This window comes from Paenibacillus sp. IHB B 3415 (assembly GCF_000802655.2).
GTDB lineage: Bacteria > Bacillota > Bacilli > Paenibacillales > Paenibacillaceae > Paenibacillus_AQ > Paenibacillus_AQ phytohabitans.
Genome location: NZ_JUEI01000059.1, coordinates 60,028 through 82,624, shown reverse-complemented (window position 1 = coordinate 82,624; position 22,597 = coordinate 60,028). Strand labels below are relative to the sequence as shown.

General features: G+C 53.0%; 16 protein-coding genes. 8 read left to right on the top strand and 8 right to left on the bottom strand.

The window, feature by feature from the left end; all coding sequences use genetic code 11:
* Positions 1-64: 64 nt before the first annotated feature.
* On the bottom strand, positions 65-3,019 hold the full coding sequence (locus tag QW71_RS37265) for an ABC transporter substrate binding protein (protein WP_047013943.1): 2,955 nt from the start codon (positions 3,017-3,019) through the stop codon (positions 65-67).
* 345 nt (positions 3,020-3,364) lie between these two features.
* Between QW71_RS37265 and QW71_RS23990 the strand changes: the two genes are divergently transcribed.
* From QW71_RS23990 to QW71_RS23975, 3 genes are all read left to right on the top strand, one after another.
* Entirely contained in the window at positions 3,365-4,342 is a 978-nt protein-coding gene (locus QW71_RS23990) for a LacI family DNA-binding transcriptional regulator (RefSeq protein ID WP_039304871.1), read from the top strand.
* Between the two features lie 32 nt (positions 4,343-4,374).
* Positions 4,375-4,587, top strand: a complete 213-nt coding sequence (locus QW71_RS39975; RefSeq protein ID WP_052770154.1) for a hypothetical protein — start codon at positions 4,375-4,377, stop codon at positions 4,585-4,587.
* Positions 4,588-5,537: 950 nt separating this feature from the next.
* Positions 5,538-6,026: a DinB family protein gene (locus QW71_RS23975; protein WP_052770153.1), complete on the top strand. Its 489-nt coding sequence runs from the start codon at positions 5,538-5,540 to the stop codon at positions 6,024-6,026.
* A 245-nt stretch (positions 6,027-6,271) separates the two neighbouring features.
* Here QW71_RS23975 and pgmB read toward each other — a convergent pair whose 3' ends face one another.
* The 5 genes from pgmB to QW71_RS23950 all read right to left on the bottom strand — a co-directional run bounded on the left by pgmB (position 6,272) and on the right by QW71_RS23950 (position 14,639).
* Positions 6,272-9,388: a beta-phosphoglucomutase gene (gene pgmB / locus QW71_RS23970; protein WP_235441531.1), complete on the bottom strand. Its 3,117-nt coding sequence runs from the start codon at positions 9,386-9,388 to the stop codon at positions 6,272-6,274.
* A gap of 32 nt (positions 9,389-9,420) precedes the next feature.
* The gene (locus QW71_RS23965; protein ID WP_039304866.1) at positions 9,421-10,512 is read right to left on the bottom strand and encodes a carbohydrate ABC transporter permease; all 1,092 of its coding nucleotides are present in this window, start codon (positions 10,510-10,512) and stop codon (positions 9,421-9,423) included.
* Positions 10,512-11,627, bottom strand: a complete 1,116-nt coding sequence (locus tag QW71_RS23960) for a carbohydrate ABC transporter permease (protein ID WP_042218315.1) — start codon at positions 11,625-11,627, stop codon at positions 10,512-10,514. Before QW71_RS23960 ends, QW71_RS23965 begins: the two co-directional genes overlap by 1 nt.
* Positions 11,628-11,768: 141 nt before the next feature.
* Positions 11,769-13,199, bottom strand: coding sequence for an ABC transporter substrate-binding protein (locus QW71_RS23955; protein ID WP_039304863.1), 1,431 nt, complete (start codon positions 13,197-13,199; stop codon positions 11,769-11,771).
* Positions 13,200-13,634: 435 nt separating this feature from the next.
* Positions 13,635-14,639, bottom strand: a complete 1,005-nt coding sequence (locus QW71_RS23950; RefSeq protein WP_039304861.1) for a LacI family DNA-binding transcriptional regulator — start codon at positions 14,637-14,639, stop codon at positions 13,635-13,637.
* 835 nt (positions 14,640-15,474) lie between these two features.
* Here QW71_RS23950 and QW71_RS40595 point away from each other — a divergent pair.
* The 5 genes from QW71_RS40595 to pepT all read left to right on the top strand — a co-directional run bounded on the left by QW71_RS40595 (position 15,475) and on the right by pepT (position 20,762).
* Positions 15,475-15,633 carry a hypothetical protein gene (locus QW71_RS40595; protein ID WP_160311834.1) on the top strand — a complete coding sequence of 53 codons (159 nt, stop codon included), beginning with the start codon at positions 15,475-15,477 and terminating at the stop codon, positions 15,631-15,633.
* Between the two features lie 419 nt (positions 15,634-16,052).
* Positions 16,053-17,069 (top strand): LLM class flavin-dependent oxidoreductase, encoded by a 1,017-nt coding sequence (locus QW71_RS23945; protein WP_083442692.1) that lies wholly within the window; start codon positions 16,053-16,055, stop codon positions 17,067-17,069.
* 545 nt (positions 17,070-17,614) lie between these two features.
* Positions 17,615-18,745, top strand: a complete 1,131-nt coding sequence (locus tag QW71_RS40855) for a hypothetical protein (RefSeq protein WP_039304855.1) — start codon at positions 17,615-17,617, stop codon at positions 18,743-18,745.
* A 28-nt stretch (positions 18,746-18,773) separates the two neighbouring features.
* A complete protein-coding gene (locus tag QW71_RS23935) occupies positions 18,774-19,433 on the top strand; it encodes a sortase (protein WP_052770152.1) in 660 nt (219 codons plus the stop codon).
* Between the two features lie 96 nt (positions 19,434-19,529).
* Positions 19,530-20,762: a peptidase T gene (pepT, locus tag QW71_RS23930; protein WP_039304852.1), complete on the top strand. Its 1,233-nt coding sequence runs from the start codon at positions 19,530-19,532 to the stop codon at positions 20,760-20,762.
* Positions 20,763-20,807: 45 nt separating this feature from the next.
* Here pepT and QW71_RS39155 read toward each other — a convergent pair whose 3' ends face one another.
* Together QW71_RS39155 and QW71_RS23920 are read right to left on the bottom strand one after the other, a co-directional pair.
* The gene (locus tag QW71_RS39155) at positions 20,808-21,215 is read right to left on the bottom strand and encodes a helix-turn-helix domain-containing protein (RefSeq protein WP_235441532.1); all 408 of its coding nucleotides are present in this window, start codon (positions 21,213-21,215) and stop codon (positions 20,808-20,810) included.
* Positions 21,216-21,432: 217 nt separating this feature from the next.
* Positions 21,433-22,566 (bottom strand): NADH-dependent flavin oxidoreductase, encoded by a 1,134-nt coding sequence (locus QW71_RS23920; RefSeq protein WP_039304925.1) that lies wholly within the window; start codon positions 22,564-22,566, stop codon positions 21,433-21,435.
* Positions 22,567-22,597 lie beyond the last annotated feature (31 nt).

Below are 22,597 nucleotides of genomic sequence, written 5' to 3'. Positions count from 1 at the left end.
TCCTTTTTGTTGTTATATTACATACCCAGACTATAAACGGAGTACATTCCGTATACTTATTGCTTCAGCCCGCACGCCGTCCGGCAACCCAGCCCGCAACCTCTTTTTCCGGGATAGGCCTGCTGATATAATAGCCCTGAATCTTGTCACAGCTCGTCCGCTCCAGAAAAGCCAGCTGCTCCGGGGTCTCTACCCCTTCTGCAGTAACATTCAGGCCCATATCGTGGCCGATGGTCACAATGGAGCTGGCCAGCGACATGTTGTTCGGGGTATCGATACTGTCGATGAAGGACTTATCGATCTTCAGTGTGGTAATCGGCAGCTGCTTCAGATAGCTCAGTGAAGAATAGCCCGTTCCGAAGTCGTCCAGCGCGATGCCGATTCCCTTATCCTTAAGTGCTTCCAGCTTGGAGCTGATGGCCTCGAAGGATTCCATGAAGATCGACTCTGTAATCTCCAGCTCCAGATATTCCGGGGCAAGTCCGGTATCCCGCAGCACCGTAAGCACCATATCCGTGAAATCATCCAGCATCAGCTGAATGACCGAGATGTTAACCGAGATATGGTAGCCCGCATACCCCTGGCTCTGCAGATCCTTGATGAACTGGCAGGCGGTGCGCAGCACCCATTCCCCGATAGGCACAATCAGCCGGCAATCCTCGGCGATCTTAATGAAGGACAACGGCGATACGAAGCCCAGCACGGGATTGTTCCAGCGGATCAAGGCCTCGAAGCCCCAAATCTCGTTCGAACCGATATCCACCAGCGGCTGATAATGCAGCGAGAGCTCGTTATTGGAGATGGCGTTTCTTAAATGCATCTCAATAATCATCCGCTCATCAAAATGCTGCTGCATCTCACGCCCGTAGATCACATAAATGCCTTTGCCTGCTTCCTTCGCTTTATACATGGCAATGTCGGCATTCTTCAGCAGTTCCTCCGCGTTCACGCCATTCTCCGGATATTGGGCAATCCCGATACTGGCCGAGATATGTACAACACTGGCACTCAGCTGGAACGGCTCTTTGAAGCCCTGAACCAACGAGTCCGCATAGCGGATCACTTCACTATACCCGTCTACATCCTTGAAAAGAATCACAAACTCATCGCCGCCGAAGCGGAAATGCTTACTGCGCCCGTCGGACAGCTCCAGCAGCCGCTCGCCGACCTTCACCAGCAGCTCATCGCCGAAGGTGTGGCCCATCGAATCATTGATATACTTGAAATTATCAATGTCCAGGAAGAACAGCGCCGCATGGCCGCCGGAGTGCTCCTGAATAAATTTCTTCAGCTCTTCGGAAAGCGACAGCCGGTTCGGCAGGCCGCTCAGTACATCATTATAGGCCAGCAGGCGGTACTTCTCTTCACTGGTCTGCAGCAGCGCCTGGTTCTCCACCACCTTGTTATACTGTTCCAGCAGCTCATCCTGCAGTGCTGTCAGCTCCTCATAGGTAGACTCCAGCTCCTGATAGCTCATCTGCAGCTTGCTCTCATACCCTTTGCGGTCGGTGACATCGACCATCGACCCGGCAAACCGGATATATCCGCCGCCTGCATTACGCAGCACCTTGCCCCGGGCCTGGAACCACTTGTATTCCCCCGACTTGCTGCGCATCCGGTATTCGGCGTAGTAATACGAAGAACGACCCTCCAGATGCTGGGTCCGCAGCCGGTCCTCCTGCTCGGCATCCTCAGGATGCAGGAGGTCTCTCCAGCCGCCGCGGGTCTCATTGACCTCATCCCGTTCATACCCCAGCAGCTCGTACCAGCTGTCCGAGAAGTAATAGATCATCGTGGACATGTCCACGTCCCAGATTACTGCGTCCGCGCCATAGGTGGCCAGGCTGAAGCGTTCATTGCTTTTCTCCAGATTGCTTCTGATCCGTTTCACCAGCTGTACATAGAATAATAAAACAAAGATAAAGGTCAGCAGCACGGCAAAAGCGACAATAATGCTCAGTACCAGCACTTTGTAGGTCTGATAGAAGGAGAACGGCTTGTTGATGATTTCGCTGCCCTCCGGCAGCTTGTCCAGCGGTACGCTGAAATGCTGAAGCTCGTTGTAGTCAAATACATTGCGGACATTGCTGTCAGTCACAACAGGGATATTATCCGCACTCTCCCCCTGCAGGATGCGCAGCGCCAGCTCCGCTGAGGTCTGGCCCTGAATTCTGCCGCTGATCAGACTGCCGCCAAAGGCACCGTGGTTTAGTCCAAAATCATAAATATGGTACACCGGAACACTGCTGCTCTTGCCCAGTTCACTTGAGAACCTGTCAAACTCAACAATTCTTCCGGTAGAGTCACTATAGTATGTAGTCATCAGCACAATACTGTCTCGAGACAGGGCGGATGCCGTTGCTTTAATTTGTTCAATAGAAAAGCGGTTCATAGGGAGGATCTCCAGCCCCAGGTTCAGCGCGTCAATCTGATCCATGACCATTTTGCCGGTCGACAACCCGCTCTCCGAATTATCAAAAACAACATAAACCTTCTTCACGGAAGGGTTGATCTCCAGCGCCATTTGGATCGTACGCGTAGGATCAATCTTCTCGATAACACCTGTGATGTTGTGAGTGTCCGGGATGCCGGCCACACCCAGCTCATTGACACCGCTGAAGATGATCGGAGCATTATCCAGAATCTCCCCTCGGTATTTCATGGCAAAGCTCAGGGCTGCATCATCTGTGGTGAGAACCGCATCAATACGGATATTCTGATACTTGAATTTGATCGTTTCGTAGAAGTGTTCGAGGTTCTCCTGATTGGGATACCGTTTCCAATCCATGTACTCGGTATAGATTACAGGCAGAGCAGCTGCGCTCTTGAGGCGTTCTTCAATGCCCGCACTCTGTTCATCACTCCAGGCAAAACCTTTCTGATAGGAATGCAGCACCAGCACATTCTGAGCGGGAAGTTCTTCGGCGTAGGCGTGTGTGCCTTCTGTCGTACACAGTAAGATAAACAGCGGCAAGAGCAAGCTTTTTAACAACCTGAGATGAATTTTATCTACACCCATTTGCACACTCCCGTTCATCTATCTCAAACTCAGATTTCGATTATAAAACGAGGAATTTCGACATTATACTAAATACTAATTCGTTAAACCCACTTCCCATCCCTCTTTTAAACGAAAAAAGCACCCCATTCTGCACCGGCCGGTATCAGCGTAAAAGATAAGGATAATTTATTGCATAAAGCAAATGAATTCTTATCTTTTAAATTTGCCGCTTTCTTATAATTATAGGGGGAAACGATATTTTAATAAACAACAAATAGAGCGGAGCTGCGGCCTTTGTGGACAGAGAACAGCGCTCACGTTAGAATGAATTTGCAGTTGACTGCTTAGACAGGAGGCCAGGCCATGCCGACCATCAAAGACGTTGCGCTGAAGGCTGGCGTATCGGCAACCACCGTATCCCGGGTGCTGAACAACAGGGGTTACTTAAGTGAAGAATTGAAGCAGAAGGTGCACCAGGCGATGGACGAGCTCAATTACCGCCCGAATGAACTGGCCCGCTCCCTCAGCCGCTCGAAATCAAACATCATCGGACTGATTATTCCGCATGTTTCCCTGCCCTTTTTCGGGGAATTGACCAGTCATATTGAAGAACATGCCTACCGGGAAGGCTACAAGCTGCTGCTGTGCAACTCGTGGCAGGACAAGCAGAAGGAGCAGGAGTATATCAACATGCTGCGCGCAAGCCGGGTGGACGGCATTATTATGGGCAGCCATACGCTTGAAGTAGAGGATTACCGGCAGATGAACCTGCCTCTGGTTACCTTTGACCGGCAGATTTCGCCGGATATTCCTTATGTATGCTCGGATAATTACACGGGAGGACGGCTGGCCACGACCCTGCTGATTCAAAAAGGCTGCCGCCGCCTGGCCCATATCGGCGGGCATCCCAAGCTGAATATTTTATCGCATCTGCGCTGCGTGGCCTTTGAAGAAACCGCGAAGCAGCATGGTGCCCAGTACGTTTCGCTGCATACGGACAACAACAGCTTCGACTTCGAAGCTTATGAGCTGCTGCTGGCCCAGCTGTTCCGCGAGCATCCTGAGGTGGACGGCATCTTCGCCGGCAGTGACATCATTGCCGCCTGTGCCCTGAAGGCCTGCCAGATCAGAGGGCGGCGCGTTCCCGAAGATGTGCGGATTATCGGCTATGACGGCATCGCGCTTCGCAGCCTGCTGTATCCCGCCATCAGCTCTATCCGCCAGCCGATGGAGGCGATGGGCAAGCTGGCCGTCGATCTAATCCTGCGGCAGGTGCAGGGTGAGCATGTCGAGTCAGCATACATCCTGCCCGTGGAGCTGGAGGAGGGCGCTACGACTTAGGGATAGGGATAGGGATAGATATAGGGATAGACATGGGCATAGGCACAGACATGGGCATAGGCACAGACATGGGCATAGGCACAGACATGGGCATAGGCACAGACATGGGCATAGGCACAGACATGGGCATAGGCACAGACATGGGCATAGGCACAGACATGGGCATAGGCACAGACATGGGCATAGGCACAGACATGGGCATAGGCACAGACACAGGCACAGACACAGACACAAAGTCACCCTAACGGGTGAATCAGGCTGGAGCTTATACGGTTATATGACTTATACGGCCTGGGCAGCTCATGCAGATTTCCAGGCCGCCACGCATGGCTTCATTCAGACTGCTTCTGGGGTAGCTCCGGTGAAGCCTGGGGAAATCAAGCGCACTTATGCTCTTCATTTCCTCCTTTGGTGCACGTCTGGGAAATCAAGCGCACTTATGCCCCTCATTTCCTCCTTGGGCCCGCATCTGGTGGAATCAAGGGCACTTATGCCCCTCGTCTCCTCCTTTGGCTCCCAACTGGCGGAATCAAGGGCATTTATGCCCCTCATTTCCTCCTTTGGGCCACATCTGGCGGAATCAAGGGCACTTATGCCCCTCATTTCCTCCTTTGGCCCGCAACTGGCGAAATCAAGGGCACTTATGTCCCTCATTTCCTCCTTAGGCCCGCATCTGGCGGAATCAAGGGCACTTATGCCCCTCATTTCCCCATTCCGGCCACTTCCGGCGGGGATTAGAGGGATTTATCCCTTTCATTTACTCATTCCGCCCACTTTCGGCGGGATTAGAGGGATTTATCCCGGCGGGATTAGAGGGATTTATCCCTTTCATTTACTCATTCCGCCGACTTCCAGCGGGGATTAGAGGGATTTATCCCTTTCATTTACTCATTCCCCCCACTTCCGGCGGAATCAGAGGGATTTTATCCCTTTCATTTACTCCTTCCGCCCACTTCCGGCGGGATTAGAGGGATTTATCCCTTTCATTTCCCCATTCCGCCCACTTCCGGCGGAATCAGAGGGATTTATCCCTTTCATTTACCCCTTCCGCCCACTTTCGGCGGGATTAGAGGAGTACAGCAATAGTTTCTCAATAGTTTCTTAATAGTTTCTTAATAGTTTCTATATTTGATTCAGGGATAGACTCCTGATCCTATCCTATTCACACTTTATAATTGAAAGGCAGGATGGTTCGATGCTAACGCCTACGATTGCTGAGCTGCAGCTGCTGCTGGCAGCAGTACCCGCTGCGTATAACCGTCTCACTCCAGAGGAAGCCGCCGCACCGCGTCCGGGAGGCAAATGGTCCTGTTTGCAACTACTCGGACATTTATGCGATTCGGCAATCAACAATCTCACCCGGTTTATCAAGGTTCAGTACGAACCGCAGCCCCTGCAGCTGGCTTATTATGACCAGAATGAATGGATGACTGCCCAGCAGTATGCCTCGGCTCCGCATGAAGAAGTGCTGACCCTGTGGATCAGCCTGAATCAGTCGGTCCTGCGCGCAGTTTCACGCCTGTCTGCTGAGCAGCTGGCCCTCCTCTTCCTGCGAAACGACGGTACTACAGTCACGCTGCAATGGCTGGTTGAGGACTACGTGGATCACATGAAGCATCACTTGCGGCAAATGTTCCCGGAGCAGGGCTGGGATAGCCCAGCGAAAAATATCCCTAACCAGTAAGAAATAGCTTTGCCGTCCCTTAATAAGGACGGTCCATTCCAGCGGGAAATAGAAGGAGAAGTAATCGTGTGAAACTTATACATTCTTGAATTTCAACAAAGACGCCCGTGTTCCCCACCTACTGAGGGAACACGGGCGTCTAATATCTCACTTAAATGCAAAGCGGAGCACTTCAGCATACTACGCCCCCCTTTTCTTGCCGTACTTCCATCCTTTCCACCACCGCAGCCAAGCCTATCTGCCACTTATCTCGCGCACAGCTCCAGCAGCTTCCCGGCATCCAGCGCCGAGGTAGACGGCAGCAGCAGGTCAGCAGCGCCCAGCTGCGCCGCGCTGCCAATACCTACAGCCTTCATGCCCGCCGCCTTGATCGCGGCGACCCCTGCGGCCGCATCCTCCACGCCGATGCAGTTGCCCGGCGCGGCCCCAAGCAGCTCCGCCGCCTTGAGGAAGATCTCCGGGTCGGGCTTGCCCTTCCGGAGCTCAGCCGGGTCGGCGACCGCCTGGAACCAATGGGCTGCGCCGAGGCGCTCCAGAATCAGCGGCGCATTCAGGCTGGCCGAGGCCAGCCCCGCAGAGATTCCCCGCTCGCGCAGGGAATCCAGCAGCTCAGGAATCCCCGGCAGCAGGTCAGCCGGGGTGATACGGCCGATCATCTGCTTGTAATGATCGTTCTTCTTCTCCGCCAGCCGGAGCTTCTCGGCTTCTGGAAGCAGCGCAAGTCCGCTGCCCTCCAGCACTATCTCCAGCGATTCCATCCGGCTGACCCCTTTCAGCCGTTCATTCTTCTCGCGGCTGAAGGGAATGCCCAGCTCATCGGCGAGTGCCTGCCAGGCCAGATAATGATATTCAGCCGAATCGGTAATGACGCCGTCCAGATCGAAGATTACCGCCTGGAGCCGGCCCGCAAGCGAAATCTTCACCGGCTCCTGCGGAAGCAGCCGCAGCAGCTGGTCCTTATGCCGGATCTCAAGACCCGTGCCGGCCAACAGCGTATATACGGCAACCTCACGATCAACGAATATATCCAGAAGCTGCCCGCGCACGGTGATCTTGAAGCGGTAGCTCTCCCACTGCTCCGGCAGGGCAGGATCAAAGCTCAGCTCCCCTTCATACAGCCGCAACCCTCCAAAACCGTTCACGATCGACATCCACGAGCCGGCCATCGCCGCCATATGCAGCCCGTCCTTGGCGTTGCGGTTAATGTCATCAAGATCCATCCGCACAGTGCGGTCGAAGTAGGCATATGCCCCGGTTAAATCACCGATCTCAGCAGACATGATACTGTGAATACAAGGCGACAAGGAGGAGTCGTGGGTGGTTAGCGGCTCATAATAATTATAGTTGCGGATTTTATCCGCCAGGCTGAACTTGTTCCCGAGCAGGAACATAGCCATCACGAGATCCGCCTGTTTCAGCACCTGGTGGCGGTAGATCACCAGCGGATGATAATTCAGCAGCAGCGGATATTTATCCGGCGGTGTGTGCTCGAAATCCCATTTCTGCTTCGCCAGGAACGTATCATCCTGGGCATAGATGCCGAGATCATTGTCAAAAGGAATAAACATCCTTCCGGCGGCTTCCCTCCAGCCCTCAGCCTCTTCCATGGACAGTCCTATAGCCAGCTGCAGGCGTTCATAGTCAGCAGGATATTCCTCCTGCAGAAGCAGGGCGGTCTCATAGGCATATATGAATTGGTCCTGAACCATGAGATTGGTATAGGCATTGTTATTCACAATCGCCGTATATTCGTCCGGTCCAGTCACAGCATCAATGCAGAAGGCGCCTCCGCGCGCGGGGTTGTAGTGACCGAGATCGGCCCAGAAGCGCGAGGTCTCAAACAGAATCTCCGCCCCTTGGGCAACCAGGAATTCCGTGTCGCCCGTTGCCAGCACGTATTGCTTCAGCCCGTAGGCAATATCGGCATTGATATGGGCCTGGGCGGTCCCAGCAGGGAAGTAGGCGGAGTTCTCCTCGCCGTCTATCGTCCGCCATGGATACAGTGCCCCCTTCTGGGACATGACCGCCGCACGCTCCCGCGCCTTGCCGAGCGTAGCATAGCGGAATTCCAGCAGCGCCCGGCTGACTTCAGGCTGGGTGAAGGTGAAGAACGGCAGCATGTACATTTCCGTATCCCAGAAATAATGGCCTTCATAGCCTTCTCCGGTTAAGCCTTTGGCTCCGATATTGGTCGCGCCGTCCCGGCCTGCCGATTGCAGCAGCTGAAAAGCATTAAAGCGGATACCCTGCTGCAGCGCCGGGTCGCCCTTGATTTCGACATCCGTATGCGCCCAGAAGGTATCCAGATATTCCTGCTGCTCCCCGGCCAGACCGGTGAATCCAAGGTCTCCGGCCATCTCCAGCACACTGTCACTCCGGTTATGCAGCTCCTCCTCCACGTAATCCTTGGAGGTGTGATAGGTTATATATTTGGTGAGTCTTACGGTCTCACCGCTGCGCACCGCAGCAGCATAACACACCGATATCCGCTGTCCGATCAGCTGGTGGCTCATCTCGCGGCCGGACTTTGCCTGCAGCGCATGGCTGACTGCGGTCAGCAGCGCAAACCGCGTATGCCGTGTCCGCTGCTTCATCCACAGCTTCCGGGTGGCAGCGTCGTAGCCGGTATCCTCCAGCAGCAGGCTGGGCTCGGCACTGCCTGCGCCCAGCCGAGGATCATTGGTGGCCTCCGGCCGCCGGATCTCGCCGTCCACGGCAGATTCAAACTTCAGCGTGCCGGAGAAGTTCAGCGCGGTCACTGCATAGTCGATTGCGGCCAGATGCTTGTGCGCAAGCGACACCATCCGGCGGATCTCCAGCAGCACCCGGTGGCCGGCAGGGGATTCCCACTCCACCTCCCGGTGCAGAATACCGCTCTGCATATCCAGCCGGCGTTCATACCGGTGAACCTTCCCTTGGTCCATCCGGAAATCATGTCCTTCAATACTGAGTTCGATCATACGCGCATCAGTCACATTCAGCATCGCCTGATTCCGGGAAGGGAACCCGAAAGCCCCTTCGGGATAGACAATCGGCTCAGAATCATAGAATCCGTTCAGATAGTTCCCGGCTACGGAAGTGCCCGCCTTGCCGTGGTAGCCTTCCTCGAAATTACCGCGCATACCGATATATCCGTTGCCGAGCGCGAATACGCTCTCGCTCCGCTGATTATACTCATCCTCGTAGTGTTCCTCACCGAGACTCCACTCGCGGTAAGGATATAATGCCGGCGGATGTTCATAGGGCTTCATCTTCATCTCTATATTCTCCTCCTGATTGCGAATTTCTCCTGACCGCCGCATCGGATCTCCGGGGGACAGACCTCCGCTCTTTACATTGCCGCCTGAAATGGCGGTACTCATGTACACCCGGCACCTGCTGCTGAGCGAAGGGCTCAGCCTTTCACCGAACCGCCCATCAGACCTCTGACGAAATACTTTTGCAGCAGGAAGAAGATCGCCAGCGGCATCAGCATTGATATAAACGCAGCCGAAGTCAGCAAATGCCAGTCATTGCCGCGTGAGCCGACCAGATCGGCGATCTTCATGGACATCACCTGCACCGACGGCTGGTTGCCGATGAAGATCAGCGACACCAGATAATCATTCCACACCCAGAGGAACTGGAAGATTCCGATGGAAGCGAGCGCAGGCACAGAGAGCGGCAGAATCAGTCTGCTGAAAATGGTAAAGTGGCTGGCCCCGTCAATGAAGGCCGATTCAAACAGATCCTTCGGCAGCTGGCTGATGAAGTTATACATAAAGTACGTAACCAGCGGCAGACCGAAGGCCGTGTGCGCCAGCCAGATTCCGAGATAACTGCCGTTGAGTCCCAGCGACGTGTAATCCTTCAGTACCGGAATCAGCGCAACCTGTATCGGAATCACCAGCATCGCGATAATGATAACGAACAGCGTCTTGCGTCCGGGGAACCGTAGCCAGGCGAAGGCGTATGCGGCAAAAGAAGCGATCAGCACCGGAATCACCGTAGCCGGAACGGCAATCGTCAGCGTATTCCAGAACGCCTGCGATAATCCGCTGCCCTTCTGCACCGTCTCACTGCCGTCGGCTTCCTTAAGCTTGTATTCCTTGCCGGACAGTACATTCTTATAATTATCAAGCGTCAGGTCAGGCGTAGTCTTCCAGCCCTGCTCCTGCATATTGACCGTGCGCGCTCTGCGGTTCTCCCAGATCAGGCGGCTGTCATCCGCCTTCACACCTGCTTTGAGCTGATCATCACTGTAGGTTTTACCGTTCACCTCAATCGGCTGCCGCAGATCCACATCCTTGGACAGCTGCAGCGTTTCGCCGGCCTTCCACTCCTGATGGGGGAAGACCTTCCACCAGCCGGTGTGCAGAATATCCGCAGCCGGACGGAAGGAGGAGGCAAAGAGCCCGAACGTCGGCAGAATCCAGATGAAGCAGATGACGCCCAGTATCAGGTTAACAACGGTTTTGCTGCTTTTTCTTTTCTTTTTGCCGACCATTAGAATCCCCCCTGCTTGCGGAACTGACGCAGATTAATAAGAATAACAGGCAATACCGCGATCAGGAGTACGATAGCCAGTGTTGAGCCGTAACCGAAGTTGCGGTACATGAAGAATTGCCGGTAGAACTGTGTCGCTACTACTTCTGTATCGTATTGACCTCCCGTCATCACCATGACGACGTCAAATATTTTCAATGTAAAGACAATAATGGTTGTGGTTACCGTCAGAATGGTCGAGGAGATAAACGGAATCATGATACCGAAAAAAATCTTCACCTCACCGGCGCCATCCACCCGTGCGGCTTCCAGAATATCGTCAGGAACACCTTTGATGGCTGCAGAGAAGATGACCATGGCAAACCCCGTCTGCATCCAGATCAGGATAATAATGAGGAAGAAATTATTCCAGGGCTGCAGCATACTCGTCCAGGCCTGCGGTTCGCCGCCGAAATAGGTTACGATTGCGTTCAGCAGTCCGATCTGCTCATCGCCCGGCTGATAATAATAGACAAACTTCCAGATCACGCCTGCGGCAACAAAGGATATGGCCATCGGCATGAAAATGATCGATTTGGCGATACGTTCATAACTGCTGCGGTCAGCAAGAATGGCAATAAGCAGCCCGAAGCATACACAGGCCAGCGTCCCCACGAACACCCAGAGCAGATTGTTGCGCAGTGCGGTCGCCATCAGATGGTCGCTGAAGATTGCAGCATAGTTGCTGAGTCCGACGAACTTCTCCGAAGAAGCATTGAAGAAGCTTAAGTACAGGGTCCGCAGCGCAGGCAGGATTAACAGCCAGCCGAGGATAATAACCGCGGGTCCGACAAATACGTAGGGCAGCACTTTCCTGCGGATACGATCGGGATATTGCTCAACCGCCCAGGTCAGGGTGTAATAGATCAGATATACCCCCAGTACGCCCCACAGCACGGCAAGCACCGCAGTCAGCAGCGGGTTCAGCGTAGAATCGCGGAAAAATAAGAAGATCAGCCCGTTAATCACAATGTTGGCGAGCAGCACCCCCAGCGATAAAAGCACCGCCCGGCCGCTGATTCTCTGCTTGGCCTGCGTACCTGGGGCACCGGCCTCCGGCTTTATTTGTGCATCCATATCAGTTCCTCCTAATAAGTTTTGCGCAGCAAAACTCTCTACATAAGCATTCTTTAACAAGAAAAAGAGGGGCAGGATTCATCACTGCTGCCCTGCCCCTCTTCATCATTTCCGTCCCCCTAAGTCCCGCTTACACGCTCCTTAGTTGTTCCAGCCGGACTGGATCTGCTCCAGCGCCTGATCCAGAGTAGCCGTACCGCTCACATAGTCGGTCATGCCTTTCCAGAACGTGCCTGCACCCACCTTGCCCGGCATCAGGTCAGAGCCGTCAAACCGCAGGGTTGAAGCATCCTGCACCAGCTGCGCCATCCGGCGGTCGGATTCGGACTGGTACCAGTCCAGCGGAGCATCATTCATTGGCGCCACTACACCGCCGGATTGTACCCAGCTCTTGATCGATTCGCCTGTAGTGAAGAATTCCATTACTGCACGTACTTCAGGGCGGTCATTGAACATCGCGTAGATGTCGCCTGCTACCAGAACCGGCTTGCCGTATTGCTCATCAATCGGCGGGAGGTAGAACCAGTCATAATCTACATCAACCTTGGCGGTTTCCGGGAAGAAGCTGGTGATGAAGTTCCCCATCAGGTTGAACCAGGCTTTGGGAGGGTTCTCGAACATTGGCTTCGGAGCATCACCGAAAGCAGTGGTTACGATGGACTTAGCTCCGCCGTATACATAATCCTTGTTCAGCCAGATTTTGGACATCACTTCTACAGCATTCTTCACTTCAGGAGAGGTGAACGGCAGCTCCCCGCTTACCCACTTGTCATAGTTCTCAGGAGTTGTGGTGCGCAGCATAATGTTCTCCACCCAGTCGGTGGCTGCCCAGCCGGTAGCCGCGCCGCTCTCAATGCCGATAGCCCAGGCAGGATCACCGTCTTTGGCAATTTGCTCTGTCAGCGCCATCATCTCATCCCAAGTCTGCGGAACCGTGTATCCGGCATCGTCAAATTGCTTCTTCGGATACCAGACCAGACTCTTCACGTTGCTGCGGTTCCAGATCCCGGCCATAATCTTGCCGTCCTTACCGTCCATGGTGGACATATCCAGCCAGCTCTTATTGTAATTGGCTGTCAGCTTCTCCTGATCCAGCACCCCGGTCAGATCGACTACCTTGCCGGTTTTGGCAATGGAAGCCAGGAGACCCGGCTGCGGGAAGTCAGCGATATCGGGAGCGTTGCCGCCGTCAACACGGATATTAATCGTAGCTTCGAATTCCTTGGAGCCTTCATATTGAATATCAATGCCGGTTTTTTCTTCAAACTCTTTGATACTGCTCTCAAATTTCACCTGGTCGGCGTCCACAAACGGGCCGAACATCGTTACCTTAGTCCCTTTATATTCACCTTTCATCGCTAAGTCCAGCGGGCTGCCGGCAGCTGCAGCCTCCGCATTATTTGTCGATTCCTGGTTGTTATCTGCTGCTGTTGCTGCCGGAGCTTCTGTTGCCGCCGGGGCTTCCGTCGGTGCCGCATTATTGTTATTCCCGCCGCATCCGCTGAGCATCAGGGTGAAGGATAAACACAGCACCATAGCGAGTGACAGTTTACGTCCTGGAGCCTTCTTCATTGTTTCATACATCCCCTTTAATTGTTTTTAGAGACTGCATTAGGTCAGCTTAATTCCCGGAATGGCTACCGGCTGAGCACTGGACCACCTCCTTGCAAAGCTTTTCAGAGTATGATAATTTGTACAGTTTAATGTCAGGGATTCCTGAGTCAGCAACATAGATATAGCGCTTACATTTCCATAATATCACATACTGAATGCGTTTCCAATACTGCAAATTCATCTTTTCCAACGTTTTATTTTTAATTTGTGATATTCCTGCACCTTTCTACCTCTGGCAATCGTATTTCCAGCAGATTTCCGTGTAAACTAACCATATTAACTTACATTAATCTGCTGAATCCCTGTGAAAAGCTTTTCAAATTTAGAAAAAGAGACCGCTCTGCCCCTCCACAACCCAGGCAGCAGCGCTTCAATCCTGCCCGCAAGCAGGTTTCATTTCTCACGCGAGGATTCTCTTACAACCAGCTTATGCTCCATCTTTTCTTTCATGACAGCCACAGAGCCGGTCGTTAATAACTCATGCAGCTTCTCCGCAGCCCGGTAACCCAGCTGATAAATCGGCTGTGCGATCGTTGTCAGCTTCGGAATGAACATGCCGGACATCCGCAGATTGTCGAAACCGATTACCGACACCTGACCCGGCACCAGAATATTGCGGTCCTTCAGATAAGAGATCGTTCCCATGGCAAACTCATCGGCCACGCAGAATACAGCAGTCAGCTCCGGATACTCACTGAACAGCTCATGCGATGCCTGATACGCCTGTTCAAAGCGGTGATTGGCGTATTTGACCTTCTCCACATTACGTTCCAAACCGAATTCCTTGAGCGCTCTGACGAATCCAGCAACACGCGGCGGCCCGGACACCGAGTTATCATGATTGAAGCCGATCATTCCGATCTCCTGGTGACCCAGCTCAATCAGGAATTTCACCGCATCATACGCTGCCTTCTCATCATCGACCTCCACCGAAGCCACCTCATACTCATCAGAGTGGGAAGAGACCAGCACGAACGGAATTCTGCAGCCTACCAGCTTCTCATAATACTCCGGGTACAGCACATCACTGGCGAACACGACTCCGTCCACCTGCTTCTCATGGAAGGTATCGATATAAGACAGCGTCCGCTCCTTGTCACGGTCTGTATTGCAGATCATCAGACTGTAGCCGAGCTTAATGCAGGCATCCTGCATCCCCCGGATCACCCCCGCGAAATACAGGTTCTCAATATCGGGAATAAGCAGGCCCAGTGTAAAAGACTTCTTGTAAATCAAACCGCGCGCAAACGCATTAGGCTGATACTTCAGCGCTTCTATGGCTTCCATCACCCGGCTGCGTTTACTCTCAACTACCGTGTCCGGCGCATTCATTACACGGGAAACCGTGCTGATGGATACACCGGCCATCCTGGCTACATCTCTGATTGTTGGCTTCATAGCTCTGACTTCCTTTTTATAAAGATAAGAGTTTATATGCTTACGCAATAAATGTTCCTTATCTTTCTCGCTGAAACGGATACCTGAGCCGATATGTAATATCGCTGCTCCGGAAGCATAGGCTTTCCTGAAGCACAGCGTAGCCGTTTCTATTTAGAAAAGCTTTTCAAAGCGATTATAGCAAGGCTTCCGTAACTTGGCAAGATCTTTGTTATGCGCTTACATTAAACTTCACTTGGGACGATTTTTCAATAATTAATCCTCTTTATGCTATTCACCGGCTGCGGATTTTACCTGTTTGGCTAATGGACAACGCCTATTTTTTAATCACCTCCGTCCATCTGAAAAGCTTCTCAATTCACTGCTGACCCTTACTCTGCTGATCATTATGTAGCTATAGCACATTAATCGCTGTACCTATAATGAGTGAACTTACGTATATAGATCTAACTTGCTGAACAACGCCTGCATATCTGTTGAGAGTAGCGAGTGTGGAATGCCGCACCGCAATGAGTGTTCGCTTTAGTTGCACAAAATACAGTTAGATAAACCGCACTTAAGACAAGAACCATTCAAATTACCGGTCAGTCACTGCGGGACTGGCGGAGTACGTCAAAGCGTACGTGAATGCCTTACACTCAATTCTCCAGCGGCAGAGTGGAGACTTCTTTGGAAGCACTTTAGCTACTTTAGCTACTTTAGCTACTTTAGACACTGCAGAACTGCAGAACTGCAGAACTACAGACACTATAGATACTGCAGAACTGCAGACATAAATGTTGTACGTTTTACAACTTTGATTGATGGATAGCCGGGTGATCGGGCGGATTGTTGTATGAAATACAACAATAATCCTGCTGAGCCGCTTGAACAAGGTGAAATGTTGCCTTTTGTACAACAATTTTGGATTAGGACCGATAGGAGAGGAGAAATGTTGTATTTGGTGCAGGATTTTTTAATAAGTTACTGGATCTCTGCCACGGAGGCGGATTAAATCGGAAAATTCCTGCGTCAACGGTAGCCGCCTAGAAGTTCAAATAATCACAGAATAAAGGCTTAGTCAGGATTGGTTTTATGTTGGAGTTTATGTTGGAGTTTTATGGTGAAATCTTGAGTTCAGTCTAGACAATGCTTAGGATAAGGGGCCATCGCAGCCAGCCTGCAGATCAGAGCAATGAGCCCGGTGCTAATCCTGTACTGATCCGGAAGAATACCGGATCAATCGATATAGATTCTTCATCAGTAATATCCCTCCATCCGTAATATCCCTTCATCCGTAATATCCCCTCTTCCTCTGTACCGCTTACTTAAAGTGTGTAAATAATATTATTTCATGTTATAATTGGCGGGTAGATCAATCTATAGCTGCAAATACTGCTTACTGATGCTGAAGCATCCATTATGGGAGGGATTATGGTGAAGCAATTGCACGACATTCCGTTCTCCGTGCTGGATTTAGCCCCTATTCGCGAGGGCGGAACAGCGGCGGATTCATTTCATAACACACTTGATTTAGCACGTCATGCCGAAGAATGGGGATACCACCGTTACTGGCTGGCGGAGCATCATAATATGCCCGGCATTGCCAGCTCTGCCACGTCCCTTGTGATTGGACATGTAGCTGGAGGAACCAAGCGTATCCGTGTCGGCTCAGGGGGCATCATGCTCTCCAACCATGCACCGCTTGTTATCGCCGAGCAGTTCGGCACGCTGGAGTCCTTATATCCCGGACGCATCGATCTTGGCCTCGGCCGGGCCCCCGGCTCCGACCAGGCCGCTGCCAGAGCGCTGCGCCGTGGTCTTGGCAGCGACGGCAGCGAATTCCCCGAGCAGCTCAGCGAGCTCCGGGCTTATTTCGACGCTAACGGGGCGGGCAGCCGCCCGCTCGGTGTACGCGCCGTTCCCGGCGAAGGACTGAATCTTCCGATCTGGCTGCTTGGCTCCAGCGGCTTCAGTGCCCAGCTTGCGGGCCAGCTCGGTCTGCCGTTTGCTTTTGCCAGCCACTTTGCACCGGATTACCTGCTGCCGGCACTGCATTTGTACCGCAGCAGCTTCAAGCCTTCTGCAGTGCTCGATAAGCCCCATGTCATGATCGGACTGGGAATAACCGCCGCAGATACGGTGGAGGAAGCGCGCAGACTGGCCACCTCACAGCAGCAGCAATTCCTGAATATCATCCGCGGCCGTACCGGCAAGCTCCAGCCTCCGGTGGACAGCCTGGATGGAATCTGGACGCCGCAGGAGAAGGCGATGCTGCTAAGCAAACAGCAATATTCCATTGCCGGCGATCCTTCGCTAATCAAAGAACGGCTGCTGGAGATTCTCGAGGAGACTGCTGCCGACGAGTGGATTATTGCATCACAGATTTATGATCACTCCGCACGCCTGCACTCTTATAAGCTGGTATCCGAGCTGCTGCAGGAGAAATAAACCGACCGCCCATCAAATACCCGGCCCATTTAACTACACACGGAGAGATCCGTGCATGTAGCTTAAATGGGCTATTTGTATGCAAGAAACACCGCTAGTCTCTTCATTTACAGCTTAACAATGAATCGTTCTCTATAAAATACCACTTATTCATTAATATCCGGAGAAATAATGAGTTAACAGTAGTAAACTGTAGTAAACAAATTATTATGTACATTAAATCTTCATTTATACCTTATTTAAACCGATTTCACTGTTTTTATTTATCTTTAAATTTGATTATACTGTAGTTATTCGTTATAACGAACAAATGCGCAATAGCATTCTTCGGGTTCGTTCTATCGGGTACTATCGCCCTGTTTCGTAGTGGTTCTCTGAAAAACCACTTTATTCGACAAAGCATGCGCAGGCAGGCATGAATCGTGGCGGATCGTGGCTGGAAACTGCAGAATTAGGCGGTTATAAGCTAGGAAATACGGGTTGTAGGCGGGCGAGTGAACTAGAAATAGAGTAAAGATGACTTCCCAGAAGAGAGGGGCGGGAATGTGAAAAAGAGCTATCGCGCGTCCTTGCTAGGCGCTTATATTCTAGTTGTTCTGGCTGGTGTCGTATGGCATGCCGGAGGGGCCAGCGCCGAGGACACGATTAAGCTGACCGTAAATTCGCATACGACCAGCACTGCGACCATGAACAACATGCAGCCGGGAGATACTATGGCTTCAGATTATACGGTCATCAATGAAGGAAATGACCCGTTTGATTATTCTGTAGACTTCAAATTCCTCTCCGGGGACGCAGAATTGTACAAAATCCTGCAAATGACCCTGCAAAAAGAGGGAGTAATCATCTATTCAGGGGTAATGAGCGAGGCAGAAGGCCGGGTGACTATCGGCTCGCTTGAGGGCGCTGCGCAAGAGGCCATCCAGATGGATGTGTTATTCCCACCTGAAGCCGGCAATGAATTTCAGGGGAAGACGGTGAGTGTAGCCTTTGAATTCACCGCTACGGCAGAGCCTGAGCCTACGGCAACGCCGGTACCGACCGCGACACCAGACCCTACAGCTGGGCCTACCGCAGAACCGACTGCTGAGCCTACGGCTGCACCGACTGCTACGGCAACGCCAGAGGGACCCGGCAGCACGCCAACAGCAACAGCAACAGCAACAGCAACAGCAACAGCAACAGCAACAGCAACAGCAACAGCAACAGCAACAGCAACAGCAACAGCAACAGCAACAGCAACAGCAACAGCAACAGCAACAGCAACAGCAACAGCAACAGCAACAGCAACAGCAACACCGGCCCCAACGGATCCGCCATCCAGCAGCACGGCACCTGCCCTAACGCCAGCCCCATCACCAACCGCTACGGCAACACCGGCAGTTGATGAAGTGACTGTAAGTGAAGCACCGGTACCGCTGGGCGGCGGGGATAACAATGGAGGCAGCAGCCCATCCGCTACGCCAGACGCCGGAGCTGTCACCGCCGGCAGTACACCAGCACCTTCACCGGATGACGGGGCAACCCTTACCGATGACGAGCTTCCGCTCGCCGGACCGGATGAGGACGGCAGGCTGCCGGATACCGCAGAGCCCTGGTACAATCTGATTCTGGCCAGCATGGCTGTAGCTATTCTCAGTCTGATCGTCATCCGCAAGCTCGGATCGAAGAAATAACAATCCGCACAAGGCTGGAGGAGAGAGTATGAAGAAGCGTTCCGGTATATCCTTAGCCGTGAAGCTGATCTTCATACTCTCTTTATGCGTCATGCTGTATTCGGCCGTCCAGATCTTCAAAGCTCCCGCAGAAGCCCGGGAAGCCCTGCAAACCTGGGAGAAAAAGAGGGAGGAAGCCCAGTTCACCACCGCAACAGAGGAAGAGACTCCGCTGCCTGACGGCATGATGAGCAACCCTGTAGAACAAGGCGGCGCCAATCCCGCATATACGGAGGGGGAGGTTATTGGAGAGATCTATTTTCCAAAGCTGGACAAACGGGTGGCTATTCTGGAGGGGACGGGACGGGCCGCTCTAAAAAAAGGGGCAGGACATGACGAAGGAAGCGCAGCCATAGGCTCCACCGGCAACAGCGTACTGGCAGGACATCGCGACACAGTGTTCCGGAGCCTTGGGGATCTGGATGTGTCCGATATCATTGAACTCGAAACGGCGGAGGGGAAGTTCACCTATGAGATCACAGGGAGCACGATTGTAGACGCAGAAGCACGGGGAGCGATTAAGCCAAGCGCAGAACCTGTCCTTACCCTGATCACCTGCTATCCCTTCTCCTACGTCGGTTCAGCTCCTGACCGCTATCTGCTCTCGGCTAAGCTGATCGCAAGCCAGCCGCTGGTTAGGCAGCCGTAAGCAGACATTTCTCTCTTCGGAAGTCCGCACGGAGATGAGACCTCTGGCGGATCGTGATAATATAGACATACGAAGATGAAGAGGAGATGACCTGAATTGAAACAAGAGCTGATCAAGCGTTTTATTTCTTATGCTGAAATGGATACCCAATCGAATGAGGACAGTGAGACCTGCCCTTCCACACCCGGCCAAATGGTGCTTGCCCATAAGCTGGTAGAGGAGCTGCAGGAGATCGGGCTGACGGAAGTCACAGTGGACGAGCATGGGTATGTTATGGCTTCACTACCGGCCAACACGGACAAGGATGTTCCGGTAATCGGCTTCCTGGCCCATTTGGATACGGCAACTGATTTCACCGGCACGAATGTGAAGCCGCAGATTATTGAGAACTATGACGGGAACGATATTGTGCTGAATGAGGCGCTGAACGTCGTCCTTACCACACAAAGCTTCCCGGAGCTGAGCGGCTACAAGGGGCATACCCTGATTACCACCGACGGCACTACCCTGCTGGGGGCAGATAACAAGGCTGGTATCGCGGAGATCGTTACGGCGATGGTGTATCTGCTCGCGCATCCGGAGATCAAACATGGCAAGATCAGAGTCGCTTTTACCCCGGATGAAGAAATCGGACGCGGCCCGCATAAGTTCGACGTTGCAGCATTCGGCGCTTCCTATGCCTATACCGTTGATGGCGGCCCGCTCGGAGAGCTGGAGTATGAGAGTTTCAATGCCGCTGCCGCCAAAATCAGCTTCCATGGGGTTAACGTGCATCCCGGTACGGCCAAGGGCAAGATGATCCACTCTTCCAAGATCGCCATGGCCTTCCATCTCCGGCTTCCTGCCGGTGAAGCGCCTGAATTCACGGATGGATACGAGGGCTTTTATCACCTGATCTCCATGCAGGGCAATGCCGAGCACAGCAAGCTGCAGTATATTATCCGTGACTTTGACCGCGAGCATTTCGAGAACCGCAAAGCCCATATCGCTGCCATTGTGGATGAATTCAAGTCTACTTACGGAGCAGACAATGTTGTGCTGGAGATGAATGACCAGTATTATAATATGCGTGAAAAAATTGAGCCGGTGCGCCACATCGTTGATATCGCCCAGGAAGCAATGGAGGGTCTGGGAATAGTGCCAGTGATCCGCCCGATCCGCGGAGGGACCGACGGCTCACAGCTGTCCTATATGGGCCTGCCGACACCGAATATCTTCACCGGCGGCGAGAATTTCCACGGCAAATTTGAATATGCCTCTGTAGATGTAATGCTGAAGGCTGTTCAGGTTATCGTAGAGATTGCCCGTCTGGCTGAGCAAAAAGCTTAACGCCTCCTGCATAGCACAAATACCCCCGGATAAAGCGCATCCCGCTTATCCGGGGGTATTTGTGCTGCGCGGAGCTGCTTCCACGGAGTCTTCTCCGGCCCGGCCCCCGGCAGGCTGCAGTTCAGGTCCACTCTGGGCCAGTACCTCCCTGTATCCTTCGCCCCAGTGTTTGATACTAAGCAGGCCGGATTCCAGGCCCCGGGCCCATTCGGTCAGAGAATACTCGACCTTCTGGGGCACCTGCGGGTACACCTCACGATGAACCAGACCATCACGCTCCAGCTCCCGCAGCTGCATGGCCAGCATCCGCTGGGTAATTCCCGGACATAATCTGCGCAGTTCATTGAACCGCTTTGTACCGCTGATTAGTTGGTAGAGCAGGACTCCTTTCCATTTGCCACCGATGACCTCGAGCGTCCGCTGAAAAGAATCCATTTCTTCATCACGCCTCATCTCTTCCGCATCGCCGGAACTATCGTTTCTCCCCTGTACATTCATATCTGCAAACTCCTCATTGTAGGATGTTCCGTTAATTAATACGATTGTATCATATATAGATTTCCACGTTTATGCCAATATGGCAAAAAACCTCTGGAAGCCTTAAATATAGGCACCCAGAGGTCATCAATAGTTACAGACGCAGGACAGACGCCCTCCTGCTACCTGCTATTTACTGCTTAACCGGCAGCCAGCCCGGCGTATGAATCAGTGCATTCCAGAGCGGGTCCGGGATTACAAGCTCAGCTTGGGCGGAAGGGTCCAGCTCAGTCTTAATCTCAGCTGCACGCCCTTCGGCAACCTTCTGAACCCAGTCCGGTTCAATCAGGAGCGGACGGCCCAGAGCGACCAGGCTGATCCCGCTGTCCAGACCCTTCAGGGCATCAGCGGCGGTATAGAGCGAGCCTACTCCAATTACCGGAGCCTTGCCTCCCACGCGGTCTACAATCTGCTCGATCCGCGGACGGCTGTCCTCGGTACCCCGGCGCGGCTGCGACCACAGCTCCATCAGGGAAGCATGCAGATAATCAAGCCCTTCCCCTGTCAGTGCATCGATTAGCGCAAAGGTATCAGCCATCGTAATTCCCGGTGTTTCCGGCTCTTCAGGCGAGAAGCGGTACCCTACAAGGAATTCCCCCTGTGCATGCTGCTTCACCGCATCCTTGACACTGCGCAGAACAGCCCGCGGGAAGGTCAGACGCTTCTGCAGATCGCCGCCCCAGCGGTCTTCGCGCCGGTTCGAATGCGGGGAGAAGAACTGCTGCAGCAGATAGCCGTTGGCACCGTGAATTTCCACACCATCGAATCCGGCTTCGATCGCCCGGCGTGTAGCTTCTCCGAAATCAGCGATAATTCCGGTAATTTCTTCATCAGTCAGTGCGCGCGGAACCGGTCCTTGCCCGCCGCCCGGAAGCTCGGACGGCACATCACTTGCGCTGACCGTCTGCCCGTCCGGCAGCTGCGCCGGAGGGCATTGGCGACCGCCATGGAAGATCTGCAGAACCGCCTTCGCCCCTTCACCCTTAATGGCCTCAGCCAGCCCGCGAAGGCTCGGAATCAGCCCGTCATGGTCAGCACCGAATTCACCCGGGAAGCCTTTCCCGCCGCGTGATACATATACACAGGCGGTAATAACCATTCCTGCCCCCTTGGATCGGCGGATGTAATAATCAAGCTCCGGCCCTGAGACGGTTCCATCCTCATTCGAGGAGAAATTAGTCATCGGCGCCATCACCACACGGTTCTTCAGTTCAATGCCGTTCGCGAACTTAAACGTCTCCAGCAGCGGGCTATATTCTGTCTTCAGCAGCATAATTATCAATCTCCTCCATTTGTCT

Excerpts from the sequence above, each read along its gene's own strand:
- QW71_RS37265 (WP_047013943.1), bottom strand. The coding sequence starts at position 3,019 with ATGGGTGTAGATAAAATTCATCTCAGGTTGTTAAAAAGCTTGCTCTTG.
- QW71_RS23990 (WP_039304871.1), top strand. The coding sequence starts at position 3,365 with ATGCCGACCATCAAAGACGTTGCGCTGAAGGCTGGCGTATCGGCAACC.
- QW71_RS39975 (WP_052770154.1), top strand. The coding sequence starts at position 4,375 with ATGGGCATAGGCACAGACATGGGCATAGGCACAGACATGGGCATAGGC.
- QW71_RS23975 (WP_052770153.1), top strand. The coding sequence starts at position 5,538 with ATGCTAACGCCTACGATTGCTGAGCTGCAGCTGCTGCTGGCAGCAGTA.
- pgmB (WP_235441531.1), bottom strand. The coding sequence starts at position 9,388 with ATGAGTACCGCCATTTCAGGCGGCAATGTAAAGAGCGGAGGTCTGTCC.
- QW71_RS23965 (WP_039304866.1), bottom strand. The coding sequence starts at position 10,512 with ATGGTCGGCAAAAAGAAAAGAAAAAGCAGCAAAACCGTTGTTAACCTG.
- QW71_RS23960 (WP_042218315.1), bottom strand. The coding sequence starts at position 11,627 with ATGGATGCACAAATAAAGCCGGAGGCCGGTGCCCCAGGTACGCAGGCC.
- QW71_RS23955 (WP_039304863.1), bottom strand. The coding sequence starts at position 13,199 with ATGAAGAAGGCTCCAGGACGTAAACTGTCACTCGCTATGGTGCTGTGT.
- QW71_RS23950 (WP_039304861.1), bottom strand. The coding sequence starts at position 14,639 with ATGAAGCCAACAATCAGAGATGTAGCCAGGATGGCCGGTGTATCCATC.
- QW71_RS40595 (WP_160311834.1), top strand. The coding sequence starts at position 15,475 with ATGAAATACAACAATAATCCTGCTGAGCCGCTTGAACAAGGTGAAATG.
- QW71_RS23945 (WP_083442692.1), top strand. The coding sequence starts at position 16,053 with ATGGTGAAGCAATTGCACGACATTCCGTTCTCCGTGCTGGATTTAGCC.
- QW71_RS23935 (WP_052770152.1), top strand. The coding sequence starts at position 18,774 with ATGAAGAAGCGTTCCGGTATATCCTTAGCCGTGAAGCTGATCTTCATA.
- QW71_RS39155 (WP_235441532.1), bottom strand. The coding sequence starts at position 21,215 with ATGAGGCGTGATGAAGAAATGGATTCTTTTCAGCGGACGCTCGAGGTC.